The sequence below is a fragment of the Nitratireductor aquimarinus genome, assembly GCF_017255295.1.
GTDB lineage: Bacteria > Pseudomonadota > Alphaproteobacteria > Rhizobiales > Rhizobiaceae > Nitratireductor > Nitratireductor aquimarinus.
Genome location: NZ_JAFKDE010000010.1, coordinates 202,069 through 229,051, shown reverse-complemented (window position 1 = coordinate 229,051; position 26,983 = coordinate 202,069). Strand labels below are relative to the sequence as shown.

The 26,983-nt window shown below is 62.5% G+C and carries 20 protein-coding genes and 1 riboswitch; of the genes, 11 read left to right on the top strand and 9 right to left on the bottom strand.

The annotated features are described in order from the left end of the window. Nucleotides 1–559: 559 nt before the first annotated feature. The 3 genes from JYP46_RS18270 to JYP46_RS18260 all read right to left on the bottom strand — a co-directional run bounded on the left by JYP46_RS18270 (nucleotide 560) and on the right by JYP46_RS18260 (nucleotide 4,786). The gene (locus JYP46_RS18270) at nucleotides 560–2,635 is read right to left on the bottom strand and encodes a TonB-dependent receptor domain-containing protein (protein ID WP_206548904.1); all 2,076 of its coding nucleotides are present in this window, start codon (nucleotides 2,633–2,635) and stop codon (nucleotides 560–562) included. A gap of 372 nt (nucleotides 2,636–3,007) precedes the next feature. Continuing rightward, nucleotides 3,008–4,372, bottom strand: a complete 1,365-nt coding sequence (locus tag JYP46_RS18265) for a PleD family two-component system response regulator (protein ID WP_206548903.1) — start codon at nucleotides 4,370–4,372, stop codon at nucleotides 3,008–3,010. 42 nt (nucleotides 4,373–4,414) lie between these two features. After that, nucleotides 4,415–4,786, bottom strand: a complete 372-nt coding sequence (locus tag JYP46_RS18260; protein WP_113155424.1) for a response regulator — start codon at nucleotides 4,784–4,786, stop codon at nucleotides 4,415–4,417. Between the two features lie 225 nt (nucleotides 4,787–5,011). Here JYP46_RS18260 and JYP46_RS18255 point away from each other — a divergent pair, with 225 nt between their 5' ends. Both JYP46_RS18255 and JYP46_RS18250 read left to right on the top strand, forming a co-directional pair. After that, entirely contained in the window at nucleotides 5,012–5,296 is a 285-nt protein-coding gene (locus JYP46_RS18255; protein ID WP_113155425.1) for a DUF3572 domain-containing protein, read from the top strand. Between the two features lie 21 nt (nucleotides 5,297–5,317). Continuing rightward, nucleotides 5,318–5,971, top strand: a complete 654-nt coding sequence (locus tag JYP46_RS18250; protein WP_206548902.1) for a hypothetical protein — start codon at nucleotides 5,318–5,320, stop codon at nucleotides 5,969–5,971. Nucleotides 5,972–6,155: 184 nt separating this feature from the next. On the opposite strand, the gene JYP46_RS18245 is transcribed toward JYP46_RS18250, so the two are convergent. Continuing rightward, on the bottom strand, nucleotides 6,156–6,731 hold the full coding sequence (locus tag JYP46_RS18245; RefSeq protein WP_206548916.1) for a GNAT family N-acetyltransferase: 576 nt from the start codon (nucleotides 6,729–6,731) through the stop codon (nucleotides 6,156–6,158). 112 nt (nucleotides 6,732–6,843) lie between these two features. Between JYP46_RS18245 and JYP46_RS18240 the strand changes: the two genes are divergently transcribed. After that, entirely contained in the window at nucleotides 6,844–8,154 is a 1,311-nt protein-coding gene (locus tag JYP46_RS18240) for a DNA polymerase IV (protein WP_206548901.1), read from the top strand. A gap of 21 nt (nucleotides 8,155–8,175) precedes the next feature. Here JYP46_RS18240 and JYP46_RS18235 read toward each other — a convergent pair whose 3' ends face one another. The 5 genes from JYP46_RS18235 to JYP46_RS18215 form a co-directional block, all read right to left on the bottom strand. Further along, nucleotides 8,176–9,198, bottom strand: a complete 1,023-nt coding sequence (locus tag JYP46_RS18235) for a M48 family metallopeptidase (protein WP_206548900.1) — start codon at nucleotides 9,196–9,198, stop codon at nucleotides 8,176–8,178. A gap of 57 nt (nucleotides 9,199–9,255) precedes the next feature. Further along, complete coding sequence (locus JYP46_RS18230; protein ID WP_206548899.1) at nucleotides 9,256–10,359, bottom strand: YjgN family protein; 1,104 nt, start codon at nucleotides 10,357–10,359, stop codon at nucleotides 9,256–9,258. A gap of 100 nt (nucleotides 10,360–10,459) precedes the next feature. Further along, entirely contained in the window at nucleotides 10,460–13,984 is a 3,525-nt protein-coding gene (gene dnaE, locus JYP46_RS18225; RefSeq protein ID WP_222474237.1) for a DNA polymerase III subunit alpha, read from the bottom strand. Between the two features lie 103 nt (nucleotides 13,985–14,087). Next, nucleotides 14,088–14,771 carry an HAD hydrolase-like protein gene (locus JYP46_RS18220; protein WP_206546337.1) on the bottom strand — a complete coding sequence of 228 codons (684 nt, stop codon included), beginning with the start codon at nucleotides 14,769–14,771 and terminating at the stop codon, nucleotides 14,088–14,090. A 13-nt stretch (nucleotides 14,772–14,784) separates the two neighbouring features. Beyond that, nucleotides 14,785–16,797 (bottom strand): acetyl-CoA carboxylase biotin carboxylase subunit, encoded by a 2,013-nt coding sequence (locus JYP46_RS18215; RefSeq protein ID WP_206548898.1) that lies wholly within the window; start codon nucleotides 16,795–16,797, stop codon nucleotides 14,785–14,787. Nucleotides 16,798–16,993: 196 nt separating this feature from the next. Here JYP46_RS18215 and JYP46_RS18210 point away from each other — a divergent pair, with 196 nt between their 5' ends. The 8 genes from JYP46_RS18210 (at nucleotide 16,994) to parE (ending at nucleotide 26,968) form a co-directional block, all read left to right on the top strand. Continuing rightward, nucleotides 16,994–18,121 (top strand): S-(hydroxymethyl)glutathione dehydrogenase/class III alcohol dehydrogenase, encoded by a 1,128-nt coding sequence (locus JYP46_RS18210; RefSeq protein WP_113155433.1) that lies wholly within the window; start codon nucleotides 16,994–16,996, stop codon nucleotides 18,119–18,121. Between the two features lie 4 nt (nucleotides 18,122–18,125). Next, entirely contained in the window at nucleotides 18,126–18,590 is a 465-nt protein-coding gene (locus tag JYP46_RS18205; protein ID WP_204360909.1) for a YaiI/YqxD family protein, read from the top strand. A gap of 4 nt (nucleotides 18,591–18,594) precedes the next feature. Continuing rightward, complete coding sequence (gene fghA, locus JYP46_RS18200; RefSeq protein ID WP_206548897.1) at nucleotides 18,595–19,434, top strand: S-formylglutathione hydrolase; 840 nt, start codon at nucleotides 18,595–18,597, stop codon at nucleotides 19,432–19,434. 221 nt (nucleotides 19,435–19,655) lie between these two features. Beyond that, entirely contained in the window at nucleotides 19,656–20,039 is a 384-nt protein-coding gene (locus JYP46_RS18195) for a helix-turn-helix domain-containing protein (protein WP_206548896.1), read from the top strand. A 125-nt stretch (nucleotides 20,040–20,164) separates the two neighbouring features. Continuing rightward, a riboswitch (glycine riboswitch) is annotated at nucleotides 20,165–20,263 on the top strand. Between the two features lie 148 nt (nucleotides 20,264–20,411). Continuing rightward, nucleotides 20,412–21,515, top strand: coding sequence for a glycine cleavage system aminomethyltransferase GcvT (gene gcvT / locus JYP46_RS18190; RefSeq protein ID WP_206548895.1), 1,104 nt, complete (start codon nucleotides 20,412–20,414; stop codon nucleotides 21,513–21,515). 7 nt (nucleotides 21,516–21,522) lie between these two features. After that, the gene (gene gcvH / locus JYP46_RS18185) at nucleotides 21,523–21,891 is read left to right on the top strand and encodes a glycine cleavage system protein GcvH (protein WP_113155437.1); all 369 of its coding nucleotides are present in this window, start codon (nucleotides 21,523–21,525) and stop codon (nucleotides 21,889–21,891) included. Nucleotides 21,892–21,900: 9 nt separating this feature from the next. Beyond that, entirely contained in the window at nucleotides 21,901–24,702 is a 2,802-nt protein-coding gene (gene gcvP, locus JYP46_RS18180; protein ID WP_206548894.1) for an aminomethyl-transferring glycine dehydrogenase, read from the top strand. Between the two features lie 193 nt (nucleotides 24,703–24,895). Then, entirely contained in the window at nucleotides 24,896–26,968 is a 2,073-nt protein-coding gene (gene parE, locus JYP46_RS18175; protein ID WP_206546342.1) for a DNA topoisomerase IV subunit B, read from the top strand. The last annotated feature ends 15 nt before the right edge of the window (nucleotides 26,969–26,983 follow it).

The following is a 26,983-nucleotide window of genomic DNA, read 5'->3' as shown; positions in this document are numbered from 1 at the left end:
ACAAAAACGCCGCCCCGAGCGGCGTTTTTTTATGCGCGCATGAAACGGCCTGACCGTCACGCTTCTATGCCTGGCGGAGCCCACGAACTTCTATGCGCGTTAAAGGAAATGGGGGTCGGTCGGCAAACTGGCAGCGGTACGAGGAGGCCACTAAAGACCAGCGCCGACCGACCGACCCCACGGACCCAGGAGATGCGGCGGACCTGAGCATCATGGGGTATTTGGGGCATGGCGCGTCAGAGCCATATCGGCCCGACCATGCAACTGCCCTTATCGGTCGAGAGATTTGCGCAGGGCAGTAAGAAAATCAACACTTACTTAACCATTGCCGCCAACTCCCTGACGTTAGGGTAAATATGGCGCGCGACCGGCTTTGCGTCAGCCCCCAATAGGGTGAGACCGTCATCACTCTTTCGTGCCTGACAGATGACCGGCCTACCACACCCGAAACAAAGCCACCCACCCACAACCGAAAACGCCGCACATCCGGGAGGATATGCGGCGCTCTTGACGGCAGGAATGCCGTGCGACCGAAACCGCACGGCGAAGGGATGGCGACCTAGAATTTCGCAGTCGCTCCCAGAATGAAGGTCCGGCCCCTGCCTCTTTTTGAATTCATCGATTCCGGCCCGGACGCGGCCACCGCGTAGCTCTTGTCGAACAGATTTTCGACCGTGAAGGACACGTTGAAATCCTCGCGGATCTCATAGCTGCCATAGGCATCGTAGAGCGTGTAGGCCTCAAGGTCCTCCGGCTCCATCATGCCGTTTGCCTGCCGGCTTGGGCCGACATAACGCATCTGTGCGCCAAGATTCAGCCGCTGCTCGAGAAGACGCACGCCCACATCCACCGTGGCGTAGGTCTCGGGCAGGAAGCCGGCATCACCATTGCCCCAGCCCGTGCCGAAGCCGACCGGCTGATCGGTATCCGCATTGGTGTAGGACGCATTCACGTAGAAGGCTCCCGCATCATAGCTGCCCTGCACTTCCCAGCCGGACATGCGGGTGGTGCCGGGCGCATTCACCCATTTGGCGACCTGCCACGGAATTCCCGTCACATCCGCCAGATCGTTGACGATGTAGTTTTCGATGTCGTGACTGTAATAGCCGACCTTCAGGCGCAGGCGGTCGTCGGGCAGCAGGACACCATCCCTGTGCAGATTGACGCCCACATCCCAGCCTCTGCGAACCTCCGGCTCAAGCCCCAGATTGTTCGCATAGGCCGAGCCGATGCCATCACCAAACGGGATCATCGTCCACAGCATCTCCTGAACGGTGGGCGGACGCGCCGTGTGCGCATAGGTGGCGTAAAGCTGCATCCAGTCGAGCGGATCGGCGGCCAGTGTCACCCTGGGCAGGAATTCACCACCGGAGCGCGAGACCTTCCGGTTGCCGCAGTCCGGCCCGCCGGGCGGACAGTCACCCGTACCCGCACTGTATGCGGTCTGCTGCCCGGACATGTTCCAGTAATCATAGCGCAGCCCGGCCGCCAGCGAGAAGATGTTCCAGTCCAGCGTGACATCGGAGAAGGCGCTCGCCTTCTGCATCCTGCCCGGCGGGTTCGCGCCACGGCGACGCAGCACCTCGAAATCCGTGGAACCGTAGGAAAGCCCGTAATACCAGGAAAGGTCCACGCCCTCGCCCACCACGAAGCGTGACGTGTTGGCGAGGCTCGCACCGAAGGAACGATCCCGGGATTCACGACCGCGATAGCCGCCGCCAAACTCGGAATCGTAGGTCATCTCCGTTTCGTTGTAGTAGACATTGGCCGCAAGATCGATCAGCGCCGACCCCGGATCATATGTGTAATCGAGCGTGTAGGTCTGGTTCTTCAGGCTTTGCTCGTAATTGCTGCTGGTGAAGCGGTTGTCATACCAGCGCCCGCCAAGCTTGAGCCGATGCTCGCCATTGGGTTCGAAATCGAGCTTGACCAGTCCACCCGCAGGCGCATTGGCAACCCTGTCGTAATCGGGAAACACCACGCCATCCGCCGTTTCATAATCGTGAAAATCGGAATAGGCGAGCGCGCCGACAATGCTCACATCGCCAGTCTGACCGGGGAACATCTTGCCCCGCGCGCCGCTAGCGAGCAGACCTGACCAGCGATAACCATTGGTGCCGGCCTTGAAGCGGGTGAGCGCACCGATGTCAGCGCCCGGCTTCAGAACGTCATCCACCTCAAGCGTGCGGAAATTGGCAGCGCCGGCCAGCGTTCCCGCACCGGCCGCGCCCGAAACCGCGCCGCGCGCCACATCCACACCGGCCAGAAGCTCGGGATGTACGTAAAGCAGATTGCCGCCTGACGAACCATGCCCGCCCACATTCCGGAAGGTCTGCGGCACGCCGTCGATCATGGCATTGACGCGGCCATAGCCGGTCAGTCCGCGAATGTTGACCTCAATCGCCGGATTGGTGCTCGGCGAATAGGTAAAGGCGCCCGGAACTGAACGCACCGCCGTTCGCACATCGCCGCCGAAGCGCTCCTGCAGTGCCTGCTCATCAAGTGAGCCGACCGCCGCAGGCGTGGTGTAGACTGCTTCGCCCGAGGGCAGAAGCGTCTGGTCATCAACCACCACCAGCCGTTTCAGCCGATGGGTCCTGCCCTCACCCACGTCACCCGAAACAGCTTGCTCCACCTCCTCCTCTGCCGGTGATGCCTGCTCCTGGGCAAAGGCTGCATGCGCACATAAGAAAGAACAAGCGAAGACACTTCCCGCAAACAACCTGCGGGAATCATCGATGATCAAAGCCAACGAAACCTCCTGTCGGACTAAAGCAGAATTTCGGGCTGGCTGAACATTTGCTTGCTGGAATGTACTTTTGCTTAGCCTCGCGGCATCAGCACGTCAAACGGGCTCCCAAAACCACTGGGCAATGCCTCAGACCGCGGCAAACCGTTATCCGCCACGGAAAAAACATGATTATTACAGTCAAGTTTAAGTGCACGAGCGCTCAAACTGCGACAGTTTTACACAATAAATTTTATCAAAAGATCGCAGCACGCCACCTCACGCGGCGGGAGCCACCACGCAATTGCGCCCTGCATTCTTGGCATCATACAGGGCCAGGTCGACACGTTTGAGCAGAGTGGCCGGGTCGTCATGCGCGCCGGCGGTGGCCACAACGCCCACACTGGTCGTCACCGCAATCGCATTCTTGCCACCATCGACCGTGAACGGGTCGCTGGCAATGGCGACACGAAGACGCTCGGCCACGGTCTCTGCAACATCGAGCGGGGTATCCGGCATCACCACCACGAATTCCTCACCGCCAAAACGGCAGATGAGATCAATGCCACGAATGTTCTGGCGAAGCCGGTCGGCGAATTCGCGCAGCACATCGTCGCCGCCCTGATGCCCCCAGCTGTCATTGATGGCCTTGAAGCAGTCGATATCGGCCATCATCACCGAGAGAGGCCGCCCGCGCGCGGCGGCACGGGCAAGCAGCCTCGGCAGATGCGTGTCCAGATAGCGTCGGTTGTGAAGCCCCGTCAGCGGGTCGGTTACGGCCATCTGGAAGCTCTCGCTCACGCTGGAGCGCAGACGGTCATTGTAGCGTTTGCGGCGCAGCTGCGTGCGCAGGCGCGCCATGAGTTCCTGTTGATCCACCGGGCGCACGATATAGTCGTTCACGCCGAGTTCGAGAGCCCGCGCGATCATCGCATCGTCGCCCCTGTCGGCCACCAGCATGACCGGCAGAAGCCGCGTACGATCCAGCGCCCGCAATTGTGCGCACAACCGCAGCGGATCGTAAGTCGTGTAAGCAGATGTGACGAGAATGCACTCGTAGCTGCCATCGGCGGCGCGGAACAGACCGGCCTGCGGGTCATCCTCGACATCAACCCTGTAGCCATCACGCAGCATGTTGGCGATGGTTGCAGAAGACTGCGCGTCTTCATCGATCAACAGAATGGAGGGCGCAGCACGACGCTCCTCTTCAATTCCATCGTCAAAACCGGCGTTGCGCGCCGTCACGGTGCGCAGGCGCAATTCGTCCGTCAGCATTTTCAGCCGCACCAGACTTTTCACCCGCGTCACAAGCTGCAGATCATTGACCGGCTTCGAGAGAAAATCATCCGCACCGGCTTCAAGCCCCCTGATGCGATCCGCCGTCTCTTCAAGGGAGGTGACCATGATGACGGGAATGTGCTGCGTAGCCGGATCGGCCTTCAGCCGGCGGCACACCTCGAACCCATCGAGCTCCGGCATCATCACGTCCAAAAGCACGACATCCACCTTGCCGTCCGCGCAGATCTTCAGCGCCTCTGCGCCACTATGCGCGCAGACCACCTCGAAATACTCGGCCAGAAGCCGGCTTTCGAGCAGCTTCACATTGGAAGGGACATCATCGACGACAAGGATGCGCGCGGTCATGGTCGGCTCCTCAGATGAATACTGGAGAGGCCGGGTGCAGCATCAGGCGTCTCCGAGATAGGATTTGATCGTTTCGATGAAGCTCGGCACGGAGATCGGCTTGGAAATGTAAGCCTCGCATCCGCCCTGGCGGATCCGCTCCTCATCGCCCTTCATCGCAAAGGCCGTGACCGCGATGACCGGGATGGTGTGCAGATCGTCATCCTGCTTGAGCCATTTGGTGACTTCCAGACCAGAAACCTCCGGCAGCTGGATGTCCATCAGGATGAGGTCAGGCCGATGCTCACGCGCAAGATCAAGCGCATGCAGCCCGTCGCGCGTACGCACTGTCTCATAACCGCTTGCCTCGATGAGATCGCGAAAGAGCTTCATGTTGAGCTCATTGTCTTCGACGATCATGACTTTCTTCGACATCAAACCCCGTCCCACTCAACTCCGCCGTAACAGCAGACCGCCGGTTGCCGACCGCGATGTGCGATACACCGAAATTTCAGACGCCACCCTTGCACGATTTGATTTATGAATCGGTAATGGACGCCTGCGAATCGTAGTCTTCCAGCATAACGGCCCTGGTTTTGCGCGCAATTCACGTGTTGAAAATGCAGCAGCGGGCCAAACACCCTATATTGAGGATGAACCATGCAACGCGAGGAAGCCGAAACCATTGCCGTGTCCGCCCTGGCCTTCATTGCGGCAGACGGCGAACTTCTGCCGCGCTTCCTGTCGCTGACCGGCATCGAGGCCCACCAGATCCGCGCTGCCGCCGCCGAACCGGGTTTTCTGGCGGGTGTTCTGCAGTTCGTGCTGGCGCATGAGCCGACAGTGCTGCGCTTTTGCGAAGAAAGCGGCATCGCGCCCGAGCGGGTTGCGCGCGCGCCAGCCGCCCTGCCCCATGGCAACACATCTTACGACATTCAGCCCTGACACGATTTGGACGGCACAAACATGATGATCGATCCGGAAACCTCCCGGCAAATTGACGAATTATCGCTCAGCAGCGATCCCCTGCTGGTGCTCGATGTGGACGACGTGATCCTGGAATTCATCCGGCCGTTTCCGGAATATCTGCGCACGCGCGGCTTCGAGCTGAAGCTCGAAAGCTTCGGCCTCAACGGGAACGTCACCGACCTCGCCTCCGGAGACCGCGTGAGCAATGAAACCGTGGCGCAGCTCGTCGATGCGTTTTTCGAGGTCCAGCATGACTGGCAGGCGCTGGCCGAAGACGCCTCCGAAACCATTGCACGGCTTTCGAAAGCAAGCCAGGTGGTGCTCCTGACCGCCATGCCCCACCGCTACCGGCAGACGCGCCGCACCCTGCTCGACCAGCTGGAAATGCACTATCCGCTGCTCACGACCGAGCGCGCCAAGGGCCCGGCAATCCAGCGCCTGCGGGGCGAGCATCAGCGTCCCGTCGCCTTCGTCGACGACATGTATTACAACCTCGTCTCGGTGCGCGACACGGTGGAGGACGCGCATCTCTTCCACCTGATGGCCGACAATTCCGTGCGCACGCTGATGCCGCCAATCCCCGAGGGCGTAACGGCGGTGGAACACTGGAAAGAGGCCGGCGAGAAGATCGCCCGCTCACTGCGGATCTAAAGCGATTGCAGCAAAAGCGGAAACCGGTTTTGCTGCCAAAATTTCGCAAAATCAATGAGATAGCGCAATACCGGTGAACCTTTTCTCGTCAGCAACGCTCTAAACAGTTACACCGCACCTGCCGGGCCTGGCAAAGACAACGCCGCGCCCGGCCAGAACCACAGCGCATCCCGGCATCACACAGTCAAAGCGTAAACCGCATCAGCGGCCGCCCCGCCTTGCGCTCGGCGACCGCCTGGAACCCGGCTTTTTCAAAGACCCGCGTCGAGCCCACGAACAGGCCGATGGAACGCTTGTCGTTCGACCGGGTGATCGGGCAGGCTTCCAGCAGGCGCGCGCCGTTTTGCCGGGCAAAATCGATCCCGCCGGCAACAAGCACGTGAGACAGCCCCTTTCGGCGCGCCGAGCTTCGCAGGAAGAAGCACGAGATCGCCCAGATATCCACCTCACGCTCCTCGCCCTCTCCCAGCGGCGCAGAGACACGCCCCTTGTTGTTCCATTCGGGAATGTCGGCACGCGGCCCGATCTGCATCCAGCCATCCGCCTTTGCGCCATCCATGAGCAAGATCCCCGGAGGCGGGCCGGCTGCAATTCGCGCCTTGATGTGAACCCTGTTGCTCTCGCGGTCGTTTTGTCGCCGCACCGCCGGTGGCAAACGAAAATGCGTGCACCAGCAACCGTAACAGGCGCCCTGCCTGCCAAACAGATCCTCGAATGCCGGCCACAAATCCGGCGTCAGGGGCGCAATCCGATAGTCCACCCTGACCTGTTGCAACCCGGCTTCTGGCAACCCGCCTCCTCCAGACCGCAGCTTGTGCCATGGCGGTGTTTCAAGTAAGATGCATGTTCACTTTATGTTCACATGATCGATCATGCCTGTCAACGCCCTCACGCATGGCATTTGCCGCGATTGCCTGACCCCGGCGAACACCGCATCGCGGCGTTGCCGGTCATGCGGGAGCCCGCGCATGCTCGCCCATGCCGAGCTTGACCGCCTGTCTCTCGCCCATGTCGACTGTGATGCCTTCTACGCCTCGGTCGAGAAGCGGGACAATCCGGCCCTGCGCGACAGGCCGGTCATCATTGGTGGCGGCAAACGCGGTGTCGTCTCCACCGCCTGCTACATCGCCCGCATCCACGGCGTTCGCTCTGCCATGCCCATGTTCAAGGCGCTCGAAGCATGCCCCGAGGCCGTCGTGGTCAAGCCGGACATGGAGAAATATTCAAGGGTCGGCCGTCAGGTGCGCTCAATGATGGAGGCGCTCACCCCCATGGTCGAGCCGCTGTCCATCGACGAAGCCTTTCTCGATCTCGCCGGCACGGAGAAACTGCATGGTGCGCCCGCCGCCCTGGTGCTCGCCCGCTTCGCGCGGCAGGTGGAAGAGGAAGTCGGCATCACCGTTTCGGTCGGCCTCTCCTACTGCAAATTCTTGGCCAAGGTGGCTTCAGACCTGGACAAGCCGCGCGGCTTTTCCGTGATCGGCCAGGAAGAGGCCGTCAGCTTTCTTCAGAAACAGCCCGTCACGCTCATCTGGGGCGTCGGCAAGGCCTTTGCCGCCACACTCGGCAAGGATGGCATCCGCACCATCGGCCAGCTTCAGACCATGGAGCGCAACGAGCTGATGCGGCGTTACGGCACGATGGGCGACCGGCTCTATCACCTTTCGCGCGGCATGGATGAACGCGGCGTGAAACCGCGCAGTGAAGCAAAAAGCGTTTCGTCTGAAACCACGTTCAACACGGATCTGTCCCGGATGGAGGATCTGGTGCCGGTGCTGCGCGCGCTTTCCGAGCGGGTTTCCGCCCGGCTTAAGGAGGCCGACATTGCCGGTCGAACCGTCGTTCTGAAACTCAAGACCGCCGAGTTCCGGCTGCGCACACGCAACCGGCAGCTGGGAGACCCGACACGGCTCGCCGACCGCATCTTTCACACGGGGCTGGAACTCCTGAAACGGGAGGTGGATGGCACGCGCTTTCGCCTTCTGGGCATCGGTGTCAGCGACCTGACCGACGCCGGCAGGGCCGATCCGCAAGACCTTGTCGACGGGCTTTCCCACAAGCGCGCACTCGCCGAGGGCGCCATCGACAGCCTGCGCGAAAAATTCGGCAAACAGGCCGTCGAGACCGGCTATACGTTCGGGCGCTCCAAAGTCGCGCGCCCACAGCGTGACGGCGACGATTGAGCCAGCTGCTTGAGGCCTGCCCTACTGGCCGCGAAGTTCCTCAACACGCTGCCGAACCGCCTCACGCCGATCCTTCGTGCCGGGATGCGTGGAGAACCAGCCTGTCTCATCGGAACCGCCAGCGTCCTCAACCACACGGTCCAGAAGCCCCACAAAAGCCAACGGATCGCGGCCCGCCTTCGCCATCAGTCCGACACTGTAGAGATCGGCATGGGTCTCGAACTCACGCGAATAGACAAGGGTCTGCAGAGCGCTTGCCTGCACGATCACATCATCGACCAGTTGGCTCGCATCACCACCGATCAGCCCCACCATGAAACCAATGCCCAGAACGCGATAGATCTGCTGCAGCGAGTGCCGCTCGCGCACGTGTCCGATCTCATGGGCGATGACGCCGGCAATCTCGTCGTCAGACCGGGCAAGCCCGACCAGTTCGTCCGTAACAATGATGGTGCCGCCCGGCAGCGCCAGCGCATTCGCGCCTATCATGCCGCCCTGCCGGAGTTCAAGCCTGAGCGCGGGACCACCACCGCCGGCAATCTGCGCCAGTTCACCGAACATGTCGCGCAGCGCCTTCTGGCGCTCTTCGGCAAGTTCCGTGGGGGAGAACACGGTGCGATCCACCGTCTCAAGCGTTCCCCGGTCCATCGCGACGATGATGGGCTGCGGCGTCACCAGCGCCGCACCCGACGCCAGAAGCGGGACACCGAACCGGTAGACGACGAAGATCAGCCCCATCGTCACCACGGCGGCCGCCGCCACGAAGCCCAGATGCCCCTCAAGGCGCATCAGCCGGGCGAAGAAGCTGCCACCCGTCTTCAGGAAGCCGTCCACATCGGCACCAAGCGGGGCTTCGAAAACACCGCCATCGGCAAAGGTGATCTTGCGCGGAACGCCGGCAACCGGGTCGGAGACGGAAGCGATTACCGGCTCCAGCGCCTCCGTTTCGTCGGCAAGACGCAGCACCAGCCGTTCCGGAACGCCGGAAAGGCTGGCCGCCACGACACGCGAGGAACCGGGTGGGAAATAACGTCCCTCAATCATGGCCTATCCCTGTTTCGACGCAATCGACCATGCTGGTCTGGAGAATGGCGCAAGCCCTCAAAGTCCGAAATCGATGCCTTCGATATCGAAGAACTCGGCCGCGCCGACATTGCCCTCCGGTGCGGCTTCATCGACGAAATCGTCAAGCGGGCCGACCGCAAACACACCAGTGCTGACCACCAGATAGCGCCAGCTGCGCACTGCGGCCCACGGCCGCAAGAGGCCAAGCGTCAAAATGGTGGCGAACAGGTTTGAGACCAGAATCCAGACATAACGAAGCCGCCCCACGCGGGAGTTGAAGCGGTGCTGGCCATCAAGCACGGTGTGATTGTAGGCGATGTTGCGCACACCGGCCTCATAGAAGAGATAGGCAAGCGCCAGCGCAATATAGGCACCTATGGAAGCGCCAGTCAGGATGCCGGCCATCGATCCATAATTGAAGACATCGAATAGCTCATCCGGACCAAACTGAAGCCCGCCTCCCGACGAAACCAGTCCGGCCCCGATCAGAAAGCCCCCTCCGACGAAAACCACCAGGACAAGCCCTATGAAAATAACCGTGACGCCCAGATTTGCGTAAAGCGCTGTGAGCGGCGCCTGGGTCTCAAAACGCGTCGATCCATAGCCCAGATGGCGGCCGAGATAGTTGCGCGCCAATTTCGAAGCCACCGGAGCAAGAAGCCCTGCGGATACAAGGGCGACCACCGGCATGATCACGAAGGCGAAAAACGCGCCCCAATAGGTCCCGCGGAAATTCAGCCGCACATTGCGATAGCTGGTCATCCGTGCGTTGAACGCCATCGACTTGTTCAGAAGCCACGGAAAGGCAATCAGATAAGGGATGATGAGCAACCCGAAGAATGGCGAAACACTGATCAGCACATTGTAGGCAAGCAGAAAGGCCACCACGATGATGCGCCCGATCAGGATCCTGGTGGGCCGCGCGTGGTATTCGAAATTGTGCCCGTCGAGCCAGCTGTTTCCATAAAAGTAGCGCAACCGGCGCACCTTCGCCCAGGCCGTGTAGATGCCGAGCGTGATGATCGACAGGAACAGATTGACGATCCAGATGCCGAAATACTCAGAAGCGCGCCCGGTGAAGGAAAACGGCAGATGTACAGGCGTTTGGCGGCTTTCCGCCGCCGTCTCAACGTAATTCATGAAAAACAGGCCCCAAAACTAAAAAATAATGAAAAATCCCTGATCGCGGAAATTTGCAAAAACGACCAGAAGTTGCTGCGCTCACCTTGTGGCGCAACGCCTAAACAAGTTCAACCTCTACAACGCCAGGCACGGCCCGCATTGCGGCCGCAACCTGCGGTGAGATCCGGTAGCGGTTGGGTAACCCGACCTCGATCTCGCCCTGCCCGCCTTCCTTGATGACGACGAGGCTCACCTGCGCATCACCGCGCTGGGTGAGCTGCGAGGAGATGGCCGCCAGCGGCTTGGGGTCGCGCAGATAGATGCGCAGCGCCTTCTGCATCCGGCAGGCTTCTTCCTCAAGCGACTGCACGCCCTGAATGCGCAGATTGACGCCTTCGGGCCGGTTTTCAGCCCCCACCATGATGACCACGGAGGAACCCGCTTCCAGAAGATCGCGATATTGCGCGAGCGCCTCGGAAAACAGGACGGCCTCATACTGTCCGGTGGCGTCGGACAACTGGATGATGCCCATCTTGTTGCCGGTGCGCGTGCGCCGCTCCTGCTTGGAGGTGACGGTGCCGGCAAGCCGCCCGGCGGTCGCCCCGCGCTTCACTGCAGCCTGGAATGTGCCCCAGTTCTGCACGCGCATCTTTTCCAGGATCTCGGCATACTCATCCAGCGGATGCGCCGAGAGATAGCAGCCGACCACCTGGAACTCGCGATGCAGCTTGTCGGCGGCGGACCATGGCTCGACCACCGGCAGATGGAGCTTCTGCGGCTCGCCGCCGCCCGACATGCCGAAAATGTCGCCCTGCCCCATGGCCGCGTCTTCGGCCGCGCGCGCCGCCATGCCCATAAGCCGGTCGATGCCGCCGAACAGGGCCGCGCGGTCGAGACCGAAACAGTCGAATGCGCCGGCCTGAATCAGGCTTTCCAAAACCCGTTTGCCGACGATCTTGGGATCGATGCGGGCGCAGAAATCCTCAAGGCTCTCGAACTGCTTCTCGTTGCGCTTCTCGACGATGTGCTCCACCGCCGCGTCGCCCACGCCCTTGATGGCGGCGAGCGAGTAGAAAATCTTGTTCTCACCCACTTCGAACGGACGATGCGAGGTCAGAACCGATGGCGACACGACTTCAATGTCGAGCCGCATGGCGTCGCGGCGGAAGTCGTTCAGCTTGTCGGAGTTGGCCATATCGTAGGTCATCGACGCGGCGAGGAACTCGACCGGGTAATGCGCCTTCAGATAGGCCGTCTGATAGGAGACGATGGCGTAGGCAGCGGCGTGCGACTTGTTGAAGCCGTAGTCGGCGAACTTGGCGAGCAGGTCGAAGATGAAGTTTGCCTGCTGCTTGGAAACGCCGCGCTCGGTCGCGCCATCCACGAAGATGCCGCGCTGCTTCTCCATCTCCGCACGGATCTTCTTGCCCATGGCGCGGCGCAGAAGGTCAGCCTGTCCGAGCGTGTAGCCGGCCAGCTCCTGCGCGATCTGCATCACCTGCTCCTGGTAAACGATAACGCCCTGCGTCTCCTTCACCAGATGGTCGATCTTGGGGTGGATCGAGGCGATTTCCTCGTCACCATGCTTGCGCGCATTGTAGGTGGGGATGTTCTCCATCGGACCGGGACGATAGAGCGCGACCAGCGCGATAATGTCCTCGATGCGGTCGGGCTTCATGCCGATCAGCGCCTTGCGCATGCCGGCCGATTCCACCTGGAACACGCCGACCGTCTCGCCGCGCGAGAGCATCGCGTAGGTTTCCGGATCGTCGAGCGGGATATGCGCCAGATCGATCTCGATGCCCCGGCGGCGGATGAGCTTCACCGCCGTTTCCAGAACGGTCAGCGTCTTCAGGCCGAGAAAGTCGAACTTCACCAGCCCCGCCTGCTCGACCCATTTCATGTTGAACTGGGTGACCGGCATGTCGGAGCGCGGGTCTCGATACATCGGCACCAGCTCGGAGAGCGGCCGGTCGCCGATCACGATGCCGGCGGCGTGCGTCGAGGCGTGGCGGTAGAGGCCTTCTAGCTTCTGGGCATAATCGAGAAGCGTGCCGACAATCGGCTCCTTCTCCACTTCTTCGGCGAAGCGCGGCTCATCCTCGATGGCCTTGGGCAGCGGCGTGGGATTGGCCGGGTTCGACGGCACCATCTTGCAGAGCCGGTCGACCTGGCCATAGGGCATCTGCAGCACGCGCCCCACATCGCGCAGAACGGCGCGGGCCTGCAGCGTACCGAAGGTGATGATCTGGCCCACCTGATCGCGGCCGTATTTGCGCTGCACGTAGCGGATCACCTCTTCGCGGCGATCCTGACAGAAGTCGATATCAAAGTCGGGCATCGACACGCGGTCGGGGTTCAGGAAGCGCTCGAACAGAAGCGAGAAGCGCAGCGGGTCCACATCGGTAATGGTGAGCGCGTAGGCGACGAGCGAGCCAGCACCCGAACCACGCCCCGGCCCCACAGGGATATCCTGAGCCTTCGCCCATTTGATGAAGTCCGACACGATCAGGAAGTAGCCCGGGAACTTCATCCGCTCGATAATGCCGAGCTCATAATCAAGGCGCTCGGCATATTGCTCGCGCGTATAGCCTTCGGCCAGACCCTGTGAATTGAGGCGGTGGTCGAGACCTTCGCGGGCCTGACGCCGCAATTCGTCAGCCTCGGCCTGAAGCGCCGCCTCGGCGTCGGCCGCATCCGCGCCCGTAAAGCGCGGCAGGATCGGCGGATGCGTCTGCGTGAAATAGGAACAGCGCCGGGCGATCTCGATCGTGTTGTCGATGGCCTCGGGCAGATCGGAAAAGAGCCGCGCCATCTCGGCCTGGCTCTTGAGATAATTGTCCGGCGTGAGCTGGCGGCGGTCGTCCATGGCGATCACCGCGCCCTCGGCGATGGCGATCAGCGCGTCATGGGCCTCGTAATCCTCGCGGGCGGGAAAAAACGCCTCATTGGTCGCAACCAGCGGCAGTTCGAGCTTGTAGGCGAGATCGACGGTTGCCGCCTCGACAACCCGGTCGTACCCCTCGAAACGCTCCAGTTCCACATAGAGCCGGTTGCCAAAGCATTCCTTGAGGAAAAGCAACCGCTCCTCGGCAACCTCGGGCCGGTCGGCCTTCAATGCGGCGCCGATCGGCCCGCGCGGACCGCCGCTCAGGCAGATGATGCCGTCGGCCAGCTCGGTCAGCCATTCCGTGGTGATATGGGTCGCCTCACCCGGCTCATTGTCGAGATAGGCGCGGCTGACGAGCCGCACGAGATTGGCGTAACCTGCCTCGGTCGAAGCGATCAGAACCAGCGGTTCATACTGCGCGCCCCCACCCTTGCGGCCATTGCCGCGGCGGCTTTCCGCCAGCGCGTCCTCAAACGCGCAGTCAAGCTGGCAGCCGACGATGGGTTGCAGCCCCTCCTTGGAGGCTTTCTGGGAAAACTCCAGCGCGCCGAACAGATTGTTGGTGTCCGTGATGGCGATGGCCGGCGCTTCATCCTTCAGCGCATGGCCAATGACCTTTCCAAGAGGCAGCGCGCCTTCCAGCAGCGAATAGGGCGAATGCACCCGCAGGTGAATGAAGGGCCGTTCGGGCCGGTTTCTTTCACGCTCCGCCGCTGCGAAAATCGGATCGCGCAAACGCCTGTCGCTCGCCATGAATTGCTGCCAACTGCTTCTTGAAGACTCAAAGCACATTGTCCCGCATCGGGCACCGGGGGTAAAGGCCCGTCACCCGGCAGCACACGGCTTTCTGAACGCGTCAGACCGTCTCTGCAGCCAGAACCCGGTCGATTTCGACGGCCAGCTCTGCCGGCTCTTCCACGATACCGACCGCGCCCGCCTCCGCCAGCTCGGCCCGATCGCCAAATCCCCAGAGAACGCCAATGGCCGGCACGCCATTCGCCTTGCCGCCGGCAACATCGTGAAGCCGGTCGCCGATCATCACCGTGTTTTCGGGCTCGATCCCTTCACTGGCGATGATGTGCCGGATCAGGTCCGCCTTGTTGGCATTGGTCCCATCGGGGGCAGAGCCGTGCACTGCATCGAAGAAGCGCGCGAGATCGAAATGCGCAATGATATCCTTGCTGTAGGCTTCCATCTTCGAGGTCGCCACGGAGAGGAAATGCCCTGCATCGACACAATGGGAAAGCGTCTCCCTGATGCCGGGAATGAGCTCATTCTCGAACTTTCCGACGTCCTGATAACGTTCGCGATAGTGCCCGACGGCCTCCCAGATGCGCCCTTCGTCGCTGGTTTCCAGAAACGTGGCGAAGGTGACCTGCAGGGGTGGCCCGATATGGGAGCGAATGGTGGCGTCATCCGGGGCCGTGCGCCCCATCTTCTCCATTGCATGGCGGATGCAGCTGGAAATGCCGACAAACGGGTTCGTCAGCGTGCCGTCGAGATCGAACAGCACCGCTGCCCGCTTTTCCATCTGCGCCATTTTCGGAAAGCTCCTATTCGAATTCCATGATGACCGCATCCACGGCGAGGCTGTCACCGGGCGCGGCATTGATCTTTGCCACCATCCCGTCGCGCTCGGCGCGCAGGACATTCTCCATCTTCATCGCCTCGACAACGGCGAGTATTTCGCCCGCCTTGACCTCCTGCCCGGTGGTGACCGCGATGGACACGACCAGACCCGGCATCGGGCAAAGCAGCATTTTCGACGTATCGGGCGCTTCGCGCACGGGCATCAGGCGGTCAAGCTCGGCAATGCGTGGCAGCATCACGCGCGCATTCGCAGCCACGCCCTGCCAGGCGACCTGAACGCCGTTGAGGATCTGACGCACCTGAACGGCGACAGTGCGGCCATTGACATCGCCTTCCCAGACCGGCTCCCCCGGACGCCAGGAAGAGCGCACGGTCACCGGATCGGCATCGCCAATGCGAATGTCCATTTCCAGCGGGATCGAGATCATGCCTTCGACAAGGCTGACGGACAGATAATCGTCATCGAGCCGCACCACCCAGTCGCGCTTCAGTTCGCCCGAATGCGGTGCAAGACGGCCGGTCAGCCGGTCGAGACGGTCACGCCGCAGAAGCTCCACGGCCAGCGCCACCGCAGCCAGCACCGTGCGCTCGCCCGCCATGGGCGATGGCGGCGCAAACCCGTCAGGAAACTCCTCCGCGATGAAGCCGGTCGACAGACGCCCTTCGCGCCAGCGCGGATGGCTCATCAGAGCCGCGAGGAATGGAATGTTGTGCTCGATCCCGTCGATCACGAAACGGTCCAGCGCCTCGCTCATCGCGTTGATCGCATCAAGTCGCTCGGGCGCCCAGGTGCAGAGCTTGGCGATCATCGGGTCGTAGAACATCGAGATTTCCGACCCTTCCGCCACGCCCGTATCGTTGCGCAGGACGGCATCGCCCAAACGCCCCTCCTGCGGCGGACGGTAACGGGTGAGCCTGCCGATGGACGGCAGAAAGTTACGCACCGGATCTTCGGCATAGATACGGCTTTCAATGGCCCAGCCATTGAGCTTCACATCGGCCTGGCCGAAGGACAGCGGCTCGCCTGCCGCCACCCGCAGCATCTGCTCCACCAGGTCAATGCCGGTGACAAGCTCGGTCACCGGATGCTCCACCTGAAGGCGCGTGTTCATCTCCAGAAAATAGAAATTCCGGTTCTTGTCGACGATGAACTCGACCGTGCCGGCGCTTTGATAATCAACGGCTTTTGCGAGCGCCACAGACTGTGCGCCCATGGCCGCGCGCGTCTCGGCGTCCAGAAAGGGCGACGGAGCCTCCTCCACCACCTTCTGATTGCGGCGCTGGATGGAGCACTCGCGCTCGCCCAGATGCAGGCACGCGCCATGCGCGTCCGCCAGAACCTGTATCTCGATATGGCGCGGCTCCTCGATGAATTTCTCGATGAAGATGCGATCATCGCCGAAAGAGGACGCAGCTTCCGATTTTGAGCGCTCGAACCCTTCGCGCGCCTCGTCATCGTTCCAGGCAATCCGCATGCCCTTGCCGCCGCCGCCCGCCGATGCCTTGATCATCACCGGGTAACCGATTTCACCCGCGATGCGCACCGCATGTTCGGCATCATCGATCAGTCCCATGAAACCGGGAACGGTCGAGACTCCGGCCTCGGCGGCAATTTTCTTGGAGGTGATCTTGTCGCCCATGGCCTTGATGGCCTTCGGCTTGGGGCCGATGAAAACGATGCCCTCGGCTTCCAGTCGCTCGCAGAACCCTGCATTCTCGGAAAGGAAGCCATAGCCCGGATGCACGGCCTCTGCGCCGGTCTCCTTGCAGGCGGCGATGATCCTGTCTGCGACCAGATAGCTCTGACTGGCGGCGGGCGGTCCGATGTGAACGGCCTCGTCGGCCATGTCCACATGCACCGCGTCGGCATCGGCGTCGGAATAGACCGCGACGGTGGCGATGCCCATCCTCCTCGCTGTCTTCATGACCCGGCAGGCGATTTCACCGCGATTGGCGACGAGGATCTTCTTGAACATGAACGGTGTTTCCCCCCAACGAGCGACGTCGTTTCTGTTTTATGGCTTTGCTTGCCCCCGCTCAAGCGTTTCACACAATTGTCGCATGAGAAGCGGGTTTGTCAGATTGCGTCATCCTATGGCCGGAACGGGCTTGCGGGACATAACAATTCCTGAAACTTTCGGCTTAGATTCCGGACTTGCAGGAGAATTGTCCATGAAAACCCGCGCCGCTGTTGCCGTTCAGGCAGGAAAACCACTTGAAATCATGGAGGTAGACCTCGATGGCCCGCGCGAAGGCGAAGTGCTGATCGAGGTGAAAGCGACCGGCATCTGCCATACGGATGAGTTCACCCTCTCCGGTGCAGATCCGGAAGGCATCTTCCCGGCGATTCTTGGCCATGAAGGCGCTGGCGTCGTCGTTGATGTCGGTCCCGGCGTGACGAGCCTCAAGAAGGGCGATCACGTGATCCCGCTCTACACGCCCGAGTGCCGTGCGTGCCCGTCCTGCCTGTCGCAGAAAACCAATCTGTGCACCGCCATCCGCTCCACCCAGGGCCAGGGCCTGATGCCGGACGGCACGAGCCGTTTCTCCCTCAACGGCGAGAAGCTGCATCACTATATGGGCTGCTCGACCTTCTCGAACTTCACCGTTCTGCCCGAAATCGCGGTCGCCAAGGTCAACCCCGACGCGCCCTTCGACAAGATCTGCTACATCGGCTGCGGCGTGACCACGGGCGTCGGCGCGGTCATCAACACCGCCAAGGTCGAGATCGGCTCGACGGCCATCGTGTTCGGCCTCGGCGGCATCGGCCTCAACGTGATCCAGGGCCTCCGGCTTGCCGGCGCCGACATGATCATCGGCGTGGACCTGAACAACGACAAGAAGGAATGGGGCGAGAAATTCGGCATGACGCATTTCGTCAATCCGAAGGAAGCCGGCGAAGACCTCGTCCCCTATCTCGTCAACATGACCAAGCGCGGCGCAGACCAGATCGGCGGCGCGGACTACACGTTCGACTGCACCGGCAATGTTCATGTGATGCGTCAGGCGCTGGAAAGCGCGCATCGCGGCTGGGGCGAGTCCATCATCATCGGCGTGGCCGGTGCGGGTCAGGAAATCTCCACCCGCCCCTTCCAGCTGGTCACCGGACGCACCTGGAAAGGCACCGCCTTTGGCGGCGCACGCGGCCGCACGGATGTGCCCAAGATCGTCGACTGGTACATGGAGGGCAAGATCGACATCGACCCGATGATCACGCACACCCTGTCGCTGGACGAGATCAACAAGGGCTTCGACCTCATGCATGCGGGCGAATCCATCCGCTCCGTGGTGGTCTACTGAGGCCATCACCTTGTCGACCATCTATGTGGATGCAGACGCCTGTCCGGTGAAACCGGAAGCAGCCCGTGTCGCCGAGCGGCACGGGCTTGTCATCGTCTATGTCTCCAATGGCGGGCTGCGCCCCTCACGCGATCCCATGGTGCGGCATGTGGTGGTGCCCGGCACCGCCGACGCCGCCGATGACTGGATCGTGGAGAATGCCGTGGCCGGAGACATCGCCATCACGGCGGACGTGCCGCTGGCCGCGCGCCTGGTGGAGATGGACGTGCATGTGCTCGGCCCCACCGGCCGCCCGTTCACGCCCGAAACCATCGGCATGGCGGTCGCCATGCGCAACCTCAAACAGGATCTGCGCGAATCCGGTGAGATCAAGGGATACAATCCCGGTTTCACCGCACGCGACCGCTCCGACTTCCTGCAGGCGCTCGACCGCACCGTGCGCCGCGCTTTGAAAGAAAACAGGGACTGACCTCATGAAGACCGTCTCCACCGCCCGCTCCCATGGCGGCGTCCAGGGCGTTTACAGCCACACCTCTAAAACCTGCCAGTGCGACATGACTTTCGCCGTGTTCGTGCCGCCGCAGGCAGCTGATGGCCCCTGCCCGGTCCTGTGGTATCTGTCAGGCCTCACCTGCACGCACGCCAATGTGATGGACAAGGGCGAATACCGCCGCATGGCCGCCGAACTCGGCATGATCGTGGTCTGCCCGGACACGAGCCCGCGCGGCGACGACGTGCCGGACGAGGCGGACAACTGGCAGTTCGGCAAGGGCGCAGGCTTCTATGTGGACGCCACGCAGGAGCCCTTCGCCAAGAACTACCGCATGTATTCCTACATCATAGAGGAACTGCCGGCGCTGATCGCCGAAAATTTTCCGGCGGACATGGATCGCCAGGGCATTTTCGGACACTCCATGGGTGGCCACGGGGCGCTGACCATCGCGCTTAAAAATCCCGACCGCTTCAAAAGCTGCTCCGCCTTCGCCCCCATCGTCGAACCCTCGACTGCGGGCTGGTCGAAACCGGCGCTGGAGAAATTTCTGGGAGCGGACAAAGCCACGTGGCGCGGACACGACGCCTGCGCGCTGGTAGCCGACGGCGCTCGCTTTCCCGAATTCCTGATCGATCAGGGCGCGGCTGACGGCTTCCTGGACGAGGGCCTCAGGCCATGGCTATTCGAAGCGGCCTGCGAAAAGGCCGGCATTCCGCTCACGCTCAACATGCGTGAGGGCTATGACCACTCCTACTTCTTCATCTCGACCTTCATGGACGACCACCTTGCCTGGCACGCAAAGCGCCTCGCAGCCAGCTGACCTGAATCAACACATGAAGCCGATGAATCATCTCCTCATGTTCTTCGGCTAACATTCTGCCAGCAAACGGCTTTTCACCTCCACGACGATTGACGCGCCGGCGCAAACTTGTGCCGGCGCGTCGCATCCGGCATGCTTTCGGGAGCAAACCCGCCCTAAAATGCGGGATCATTGAGCTCAGAATGCCACCCAATGATGATCGAAAACGGAGGTGCTGCCCGGTGCAGGACACAGCACATATTTATTCAGACACACCCGACCGCGACACGATGGGCGGCCGCCTCTCCCGGGCGCGCGACGCCGTCGGCCTCTCGGTTGCCGAACTCGCCCGTCGCCTCGACGTGAAGGCGGCCACGATACAGGCCTGGGAAAGCGACCGCTCGCAGCCGCGCGCAAACCGGCTGGCCATGCTCGCCGGCGTTCTCAATGTCAGCCTCTCCTGGCTGCTGCACGGCGTGGGCGTTTCGCCCGCCGACGAAAGCCGCTCGGAACTGGTCAACGCCGTCGCAGCCAACCTGAAGCGCATCCGCAGGCTCCAGGAAGAAACCAACCGCATTGTCGCGCAGATCGAAACCGACCTTGCGCGCGCTGAAGGCGCTGGCTGACGCGCGGATTTCTTCTGATGCGACATTGTGCACAGAAAGCGTGATGCCACGACCGCGACCGGCGTTATGACAGGTGACAAACGCAGCGGCCTGCGCTAGTTTCCAGCCGTCGAGGGCAGCAGCCCTACCTGTTTGCGGGAGAGAGCCAAACCGGGAAAAACCGGGGCGGACGCCGAAGGGGAAATCGCCCGAAATCTCTCAGGCAAAAGAACCGTAGACAGGTCAAGACACTCTGGAAAGTCGGGGAGCGATCCCCGCGCCGAAGGTGTAAGCGTGGTCGACAGAGTTCCGGCTGCGCGAGTCTCTCAGGCTTCCGACAGAGGGGCACGAACATGTCGCTTCCCGCGGCATGCGTGCGATTCTGGAGGAATGATGAGCAACACCGAATCCCTGAAACATCTGCCGCTGGAAGCGCTGCATGAAGATGCCGGCGCACGTTTTGGCGCATTCGCCGGCTGGCGCATGCCCCTGACCTATCCCGCCGGCGTGATGAAAGAACACATCCACACGCGCGAAAGCGCCGGACTGTTCGACATCTCTCACATGCAGCTCTTCGAGGTTGAAGGCGCAGACGCAGCAGCCTTCCTGTCGCGCGCCTGCCCGCTCGATGCGACGGCGCTCAGGGAAGGCCAGTCGAAATACACCGTCCTTCTCAACGAGAATGCCGGCATCATCGACGACCTGATCGTCACCCGGCTCGGCGAAAACCGCTACATGATCGTGGCGAATGCCGGCAATGCCGCGAAGGATGAAGTGCATCTCCGCGCCATCGCCGCAGATTTCGACATCTCCTTCACTGCGCTCGAGCGCGTCCTCCTCGCCCTTCAGGGCCCCGACGCAGAAGCCATCCTGATCGCCGCCGGCCTCGACCTCAGCGATCTCGTCTTCATGACCGGCACGGAGCCGCATGAGGGCTGGTTCGCCACCCGTTCGGGCTACACCGGCGAAGACGGTTTCGAGGTGGCGCTGCCGGTCGATCAGGCGGAGCGCTTTGCCCGCAAACTGCTCGACGACGAGCGCGTCCAGTGGGTTGGCCTTGCCGCCCGCGACAGCCTCAGGCTCGAAGCCGGGCTCTGCCTGCATGGTCAGGATCTCGACGAGACGACCGATCCGGCCAATGCCGCCATCCTTTGGGCCGTGCCGAAGGCGCTGCGCTCCGAAGGCCGGTTCATCGGCGCTGAGGCCCTGCAGAAGATCATTGCCGATGGCGCGAAGGAAAAGCGCGTCGGCCTGAAGCCGGAAGGCCGCCAGCCGGTGCGCGCCGGCGCACCGCTCATCAACGAAGCCGGCGAAAAGGTCGGCCGCGTCACATCGGGCGGTTTCGGCCCCTCCGCCGGTCATCCGGTGGCGATGGGCTATGTCGCCAAGGCGCTTTCCGAACCCGGCACCCGTCTTTTCACCGAAGTGCGCGGCAACCGCATCGCACTTGATGTCCATACCCTGCCCTTCACGCCGCAGCGCTACAAAAAAGGATAACAGCCAGATGAGCCAGACCTATTTCACCGAAGACCACGAGTGGATCAAAGTCGAGAACGGCGTCGCAACCGTCGGCATCACCGATCACGCTCAGGAACAGCTCGGCGATCTGGTGTTCGTGGAACTGCCCGAAACCGGCGCAACGCTCTCCAAGGGCGACACCGCCGTCGTGGTTGAATCCGTGAAGGCCGCTTCCGATGTGTACGCGCCTGCCGATGGCGAGATCTCCGAGGTCAACGAAGCGCTTGCAAGCGACCCGGCCCTCGTGAACTCCGCCCCCACCGGCGATGGCTGGCTGTGGAAGATGAAGCTCTCCGATGAAAGCCAGCTCGAAGGCTTGATGGACGAAGCCGCCTACAAGGCGTCGATTGCCTGAGGAAACACCATGTCCGCCAACACACTCCCTTTCGCCGCCCGCCATATCGGCCCGCGCGGTGAAGAAACCAAGGCCATGCTGGCCACGCTCGGCGTTCCGTCGCTCGAGACGCTGATCACGCAGGCCGTGCCGAATTCGATCCGCCTCGACCGTCCGCTCGACCTGCCGCCGGCAGCCAGTGAGACCGAGGCGCTCGAAGAGCTCGGCGCAGCCATGCGCCAGAACAAGGTGCTCAAGAGCTTCATCGGCGCCGGCTATCACGGCGTGAAGGTTCCGCCGGTCATCCAGCGCAACCTGTTTGAAAACCCTGCCTGGTACACGGCCTACACGCCCTACCAGTCGGAAATCAGCCAGGGCCGCCTTGAGCTTCTGTTCCACTTCCAGACGCTGGTGACGGAACTGACCGGCCTGCCGGTCGCCTCCGCCTCGCTGCTGGACGAAGGTTCGGCCGTGGCCGAAGCCGTGGGCATTGCCTGGCGTCATCATCGCTCCAAGCGCAGCAAGCTGGCGATTGCCGGCGAACTGCACCCGCAGACCCGTGACGTGGTGGTCACCCGCGCGGAGCCGCTGGGCATCGAGGTCGATGGCGACACGATCGACGACAACACCTTCGCCCTTATCGTTCCGTGGACCGACACCTACGGTGTTCATGGTGACCACGGCGCGCTGATCGCCGAGGCAAAGGACAAAGGCGCCATCGTCATCATGGTCGCCGACCCGCTCGGCCTGTTGTTGAGCGAAACGCCGGCAGCGCTCGGCGCGGAAATCGCCGTTGGCTCGATGCAGCGTTATGGCGTGCCAATGGGCTTTGGCGGTCCGCACGCGGCCTATTGCGCCGTATCGGACAAGCTGACGCGCCTCATGCCCGGCCGTCTCGTCGGCCAGTCGGTCGATGCGCATGGCCGTCCGGGCTACCGTCTGGCGCTGCAGACCCGCGAGCAGCACATCCGCCGTGACAAGGCGACCTCCAACATCTGCACCGCGCAGGCGCTGCTTGCCAACATGGCCGCAGCCTTTGCCATCTGGCATGGCCCGGAAGGGCTCGCTGCAATTGCCGAGCAGGTGCATGAGCGCGCAGCCCGCTTCCATGCGGGCCTCAAGGTTGCCGGCCTTTCGCTTGCAGGCGATGTCATCTTCGACACGGTCACCGTCACCGTTCCCGGCAAGGCGCAGGAGATCGCGGCCGGAGCCGAGGCCGAGGGCCGGCTTGTGCGCGTTCTCGACGCGGACCGCGTCAGCGTCGCCTTTGACGAGACGACGACCGAAGACGATCTGGCCGCACTGGCAGCCCTGTTCGGCGCCACCGTGCCGGAAAGCGCACCGCGCCTTGCCCCGGCCGCAGCGCGCGGCGAAGGCTTCCTCACGCAGCCGGATTTCCACTCGCACCGCTCGGAAACGGAAATGATGCGCTTCCTGCGCAGGCTCGCCGACAAGGATCTTGCGCTCGACCGCGCCATGATCCCGCTTGGCTCCTGCACCATGAAGCTCAACGCCGCTGCCGAGATGATGCCCGTAAGCTGGCCGGAAGTGGGTGGCCTTCACCCCTTCGCTCCGCCGGAGCACACGGTGGGTTATCGTCGCATGATCGACGATCTGGACCGCTGGCTCTCGGAAATCACCGGCTTCGACGCAGTTTCGCTGCAGCCCAATGCCGGTAGCCAGGGCGAATATGCCGGTCTCCTGGCCATCCGCCGCTATCACGCCGAGCGCGGCGAAGGTGACCGCGATATCTGCCTCATCCCCTCCTCCGCCCATGGCACCAACCCGGCGTCCGCCTCCATGGCCGGCATGCGGGTGGTGGTCGTGCGCTGCACGGAAGATGGCAATATCGATCAGGACGACCTGAAGGCGAAGGCGGAAGAGCACGCCGACAAGCTGGCGGCGCTGATGCTGACCTACCCGTCGACCCACGGCGTGTTCGAGGAAGGCGTGCGCGACATGTGCGCGGTGATCCACGAACACGGCGGCCAGGTCTATTTCGACGGCGCCAATCTCAACGCCATGGTCGGGCTTGCCCGTCCGGGCGATCTGGGAGCGGATGTCTGCCACCTGAACCTGCACAAGACCTTCTGCATTCCCCATGGCGGCGGCGGACCGGGCGTTGGCCCGATCGGCGTCAAGGCGCATCTGAAGCCGTTCGTGCCGGGACATGTGGCGCTCGGCAGCAGCCATGCGGTGGCCGCAGCCCCCTATGGCAGCGCGTCGATCCTGCCGATCACATGGATGTATATCCGCATGATGGGCGGCGACGGCCTCAAGCGGGCGACGGAAATGGCAATCCTCAACGCCAATTACATCGCCCACAGCCTGAAGGAACACTACCCGGTGCTCTACAAGGGCCGCAACGACCGTGTTGCGCATGAGTGCATTCTCGACACGCGGGTGTTCAAGGATCGCGCCGGCATCACCGTCGACGACATCGCCAAGCGACTCATCGACTATGGCTTCCACGCCCCGACCATGAGCTTCCCCGTTGCGGGCACGCTGATGGTGGAGCCGACGGAGTCGGAGCCGAAGAGCGAAGTCGACCGCTTCTGCCAGGCGATGATCTCCATCGCCGAAGAAGCTGCGCGGGTGGAAAAGGGCGAATGGCCGAAGGATGACAATCCGCTCGCCAACGCGCCGCACACCGCGATGGAGCTGATGGGTGACGACTGGACGCATCCCTATAGCCGCAGCGAAGCCGCCTTCCCCGAAGGTTCGCTCGAGGCAGCGTCCAAATACTGGCCGCCCGTCTCGCGCGTCGACAATGTCGGTGGCGACCGCAATCTGGTCTGCGCCTGCCCGCCCATTGAAGCGCTGGCAAGCTGACCACGATGAAACGGATCATCTCCCCAAGCTGGGGAGATGATCGCCTCAATTGCCGCGCACCTCTTGGCGCGCGCCCTCGCTTTCTGGTAAAGCGTCGTCCACACACTCCGAACGGAACCGGAACAGGCTTCGCTTTGCCTTGCAAACCATGGCAAACTGCGGGCTGATTCGCGGACAGGAAACAACACGCTTCATGGACGACAACAACGACCTCTTCGCCGGAATGCCTGCCGCCGGGACGCCTGCCAATGTGGAACGTGCGAAAACGCCCGAGCCGGCAGCGCCTCAGCGCAAGCCCGCTGCGCGTCCCGCGCCATCTGCATCGCCCGCCCCGTCGGGCGACGGCTACAGTGCGGCCGACATTGAGGTTCTGGAAGGTCTGGAGCCCGTTCGTCGCCGTCCCGGCATGTATATCGGCGGCACCGACGACAAGGCGCTGCACCACCTGTTCGCCGAAGTCATCGACAACTCCATGGATGAGGCGGTGGCCGGCCACGCCACCTTCATCGAAGTGGAACTCGACGAGGAAGGCTATCTCTCCGTCACCGATAACGGCCGCGGCATTCCGGTCGATCCGCACCCCAAGTTCAAGGACAAGTCGGCGCTCGAAGTCATCATGACGACGCTGCATGCCGGCGGTAAGTTCGATTCCAAGGTCTACGAGACCTCCGGCGGCCTGCACGGCGTTGGCGTGTCCGTGGTCAACGCCCTGTCCGAACTCCTTCAGGTGGAGGTTGCCCGCAATCGCCAGCTCTTCCGCCAGACTTTTTCGCGCGGCCTGCCGCAGGGCGGACTGGAGAAGCTCGGCGACGTGCACAACCGGCGCGGCACCAAGGTGCGCTTCAAGCCGGACGAAGAAATCTTTGGCAAGGGCGCGAAGTTCGAGCCCGCGCGGCTCTACAAGATGGCCCGCTCCAAGGCCTATCTGTTCGGCGGCGTGGAAATCCGCTGGATTTGCGCCCCTTCCCTGATCGGCGAGAAGGACGAGACGCCCGAAAAGGCGACCTTCCACTTCCCCGGTGGTCTCAAGGACTATCTGGCCGCTTCGCTCGACGGGCAGTTCCAGGTCACCAAGGAGATTTTCTCCGGCCGCAGCGAAAAGACCACCGGTCATGGCGCCGTGGAATGGGCGATCACCTGGTATGGCGGCGACGCCATGCTCAACTCCTATTGTAACACCGTGCCGACGCCCGAGGGCGGAACCCACGAAAGCGGTTTCCGCAACGCGCTCCTGCGCGGCCTGCGCGGCTATGCGGAGCTGACCGGCAACAAGCGCGCGTCCATCATCACCTCCGAAGACGTGATGATCTCGGCCGCCGGCATGCTTTCCGTGTTCGTGCGCGAACCGGAGTTCGTTGGCCAGACCAAGGACAAGCTGGCGACGGCTGCGGCCACCCGCATCGTCGAAAACGCGATCCGCGATCCGTTCGACCACTGGCTTGCAGAAAACCCGCAGGAAGCCTCCAAACTGCTCGAATGGGTGGTGGCGCGCGCCGATGAGCGCCTTCGCCGCCGTCAGGAGCGCGAGGTCAGCCGCAAGAGCGCCGTGCGCAAGCTGCGCCTGCCCGGAAAGCTCGCCGACTGCACCATGGGCGCGGCAGCGGGTGCTGAAATCTTCATCGTCGAGGGCGACTCGGCTGGCGGCTCCGCCAAGCAGGCGCGCAACCGCGCCAGTCAGGCCGTTCTGCCGCTGCGCGGCAAGATCCTCAACGTCGCCAGCGCCGGCTCCAACAAGCTCGCCGCCAACCAGCAGATTTCCGACATCACACAGGCGCTCGGCTGCGGCACGCGCTCGAAATACCGTGAAGACGATCTGCGTTACGACCGCGTCATCATCATGACGGATGCCGACGTCGACGGTGCGCACATTGCCTCGCTGCTCATCACATTCTTCTATCAGGAGATGCCGCAGCTCATCGAGAATGGCCATCTCTACATGGCTGTTCCCCCGCTCTACCGCCTCAGCCAGGGCGGCAAGACCATGTATGCGCGCGACGACGCCCACAAGGACGAGCTTCTGGAAACGGAGTTCACGGGGCGCGGCAAGATCGATATCGGCCGCTTCAAGGGTCTGGGCGAGATGATGGCGAGCCAGCTCAAGGAAACGACCATGGACCCGGCCAAGCGCACGCTGCTGCGCGTCACCGTGCTCGACGGTCAGGAAGCCACCAAGGGCGCCATCGACAGCCTGATGGGAACCAAACCCGAAGCGCGCTTCCGCTTCATTCAGGACAATGCCGAGTTCGCTGAAGAACTGGATATCTGACGCGCAAAGCCGGCA

Bases quoted from the DNA above. Each gene is read 5' to 3' on its own strand.
- JYP46_RS18265 (WP_206548903.1), bottom strand. From the start codon at position 4,372: ATGACCGCGCGCATCCTTGTCGTCGATGATGTCCCTTCCAATGTGAAG.
- JYP46_RS18260 (WP_113155424.1), bottom strand. From the start codon at position 4,786: ATGTCGAAGAAAGTCATGATCGTCGAAGACAATGAGCTCAACATGAAG.
- JYP46_RS18255 (WP_113155425.1), top strand. From the start codon at position 5,012: ATGCAACGCGAGGAAGCCGAAACCATTGCCGTGTCCGCCCTGGCCTTC.
- JYP46_RS18250 (WP_206548902.1), top strand. From the start codon at position 5,318: ATGATGATCGATCCGGAAACCTCCCGGCAAATTGACGAATTATCGCTC.
- JYP46_RS18240 (WP_206548901.1), top strand. From the start codon at position 6,844: ATGCCTGTCAACGCCCTCACGCATGGCATTTGCCGCGATTGCCTGACC.
- JYP46_RS18235 (WP_206548900.1), bottom strand. From the start codon at position 9,198: ATGATTGAGGGACGTTATTTCCCACCCGGTTCCTCGCGTGTCGTGGCG.
- JYP46_RS18230 (WP_206548899.1), bottom strand. From the start codon at position 10,359: ATGAATTACGTTGAGACGGCGGCGGAAAGCCGCCAAACGCCTGTACAT.
- dnaE (WP_222474237.1), bottom strand. From the start codon at position 13,984: ATGGCGAGCGACAGGCGTTTGCGCGATCCGATTTTCGCAGCGGCGGAG.
- JYP46_RS18220 (WP_206546337.1), bottom strand. From the start codon at position 14,771: ATGGCGCAGATGGAAAAGCGGGCAGCGGTGCTGTTCGATCTCGACGGC.
- JYP46_RS18215 (WP_206548898.1), bottom strand. From the start codon at position 16,797: ATGTTCAAGAAGATCCTCGTCGCCAATCGCGGTGAAATCGCCTGCCGG.
- JYP46_RS18210 (WP_113155433.1), top strand. From the start codon at position 16,994: ATGAAAACCCGCGCCGCTGTTGCCGTTCAGGCAGGAAAACCACTTGAA.
- fghA (WP_206548897.1), top strand. From the start codon at position 18,595: ATGAAGACCGTCTCCACCGCCCGCTCCCATGGCGGCGTCCAGGGCGTT.
- gcvT (WP_206548895.1), top strand. From the start codon at position 20,412: ATGAGCAACACCGAATCCCTGAAACATCTGCCGCTGGAAGCGCTGCAT.
- gcvH (WP_113155437.1), top strand. From the start codon at position 21,523: ATGAGCCAGACCTATTTCACCGAAGACCACGAGTGGATCAAAGTCGAG.
- gcvP (WP_206548894.1), top strand. From the start codon at position 21,901: ATGTCCGCCAACACACTCCCTTTCGCCGCCCGCCATATCGGCCCGCGC.
- parE (WP_206546342.1), top strand. From the start codon at position 24,896: ATGGACGACAACAACGACCTCTTCGCCGGAATGCCTGCCGCCGGGACG.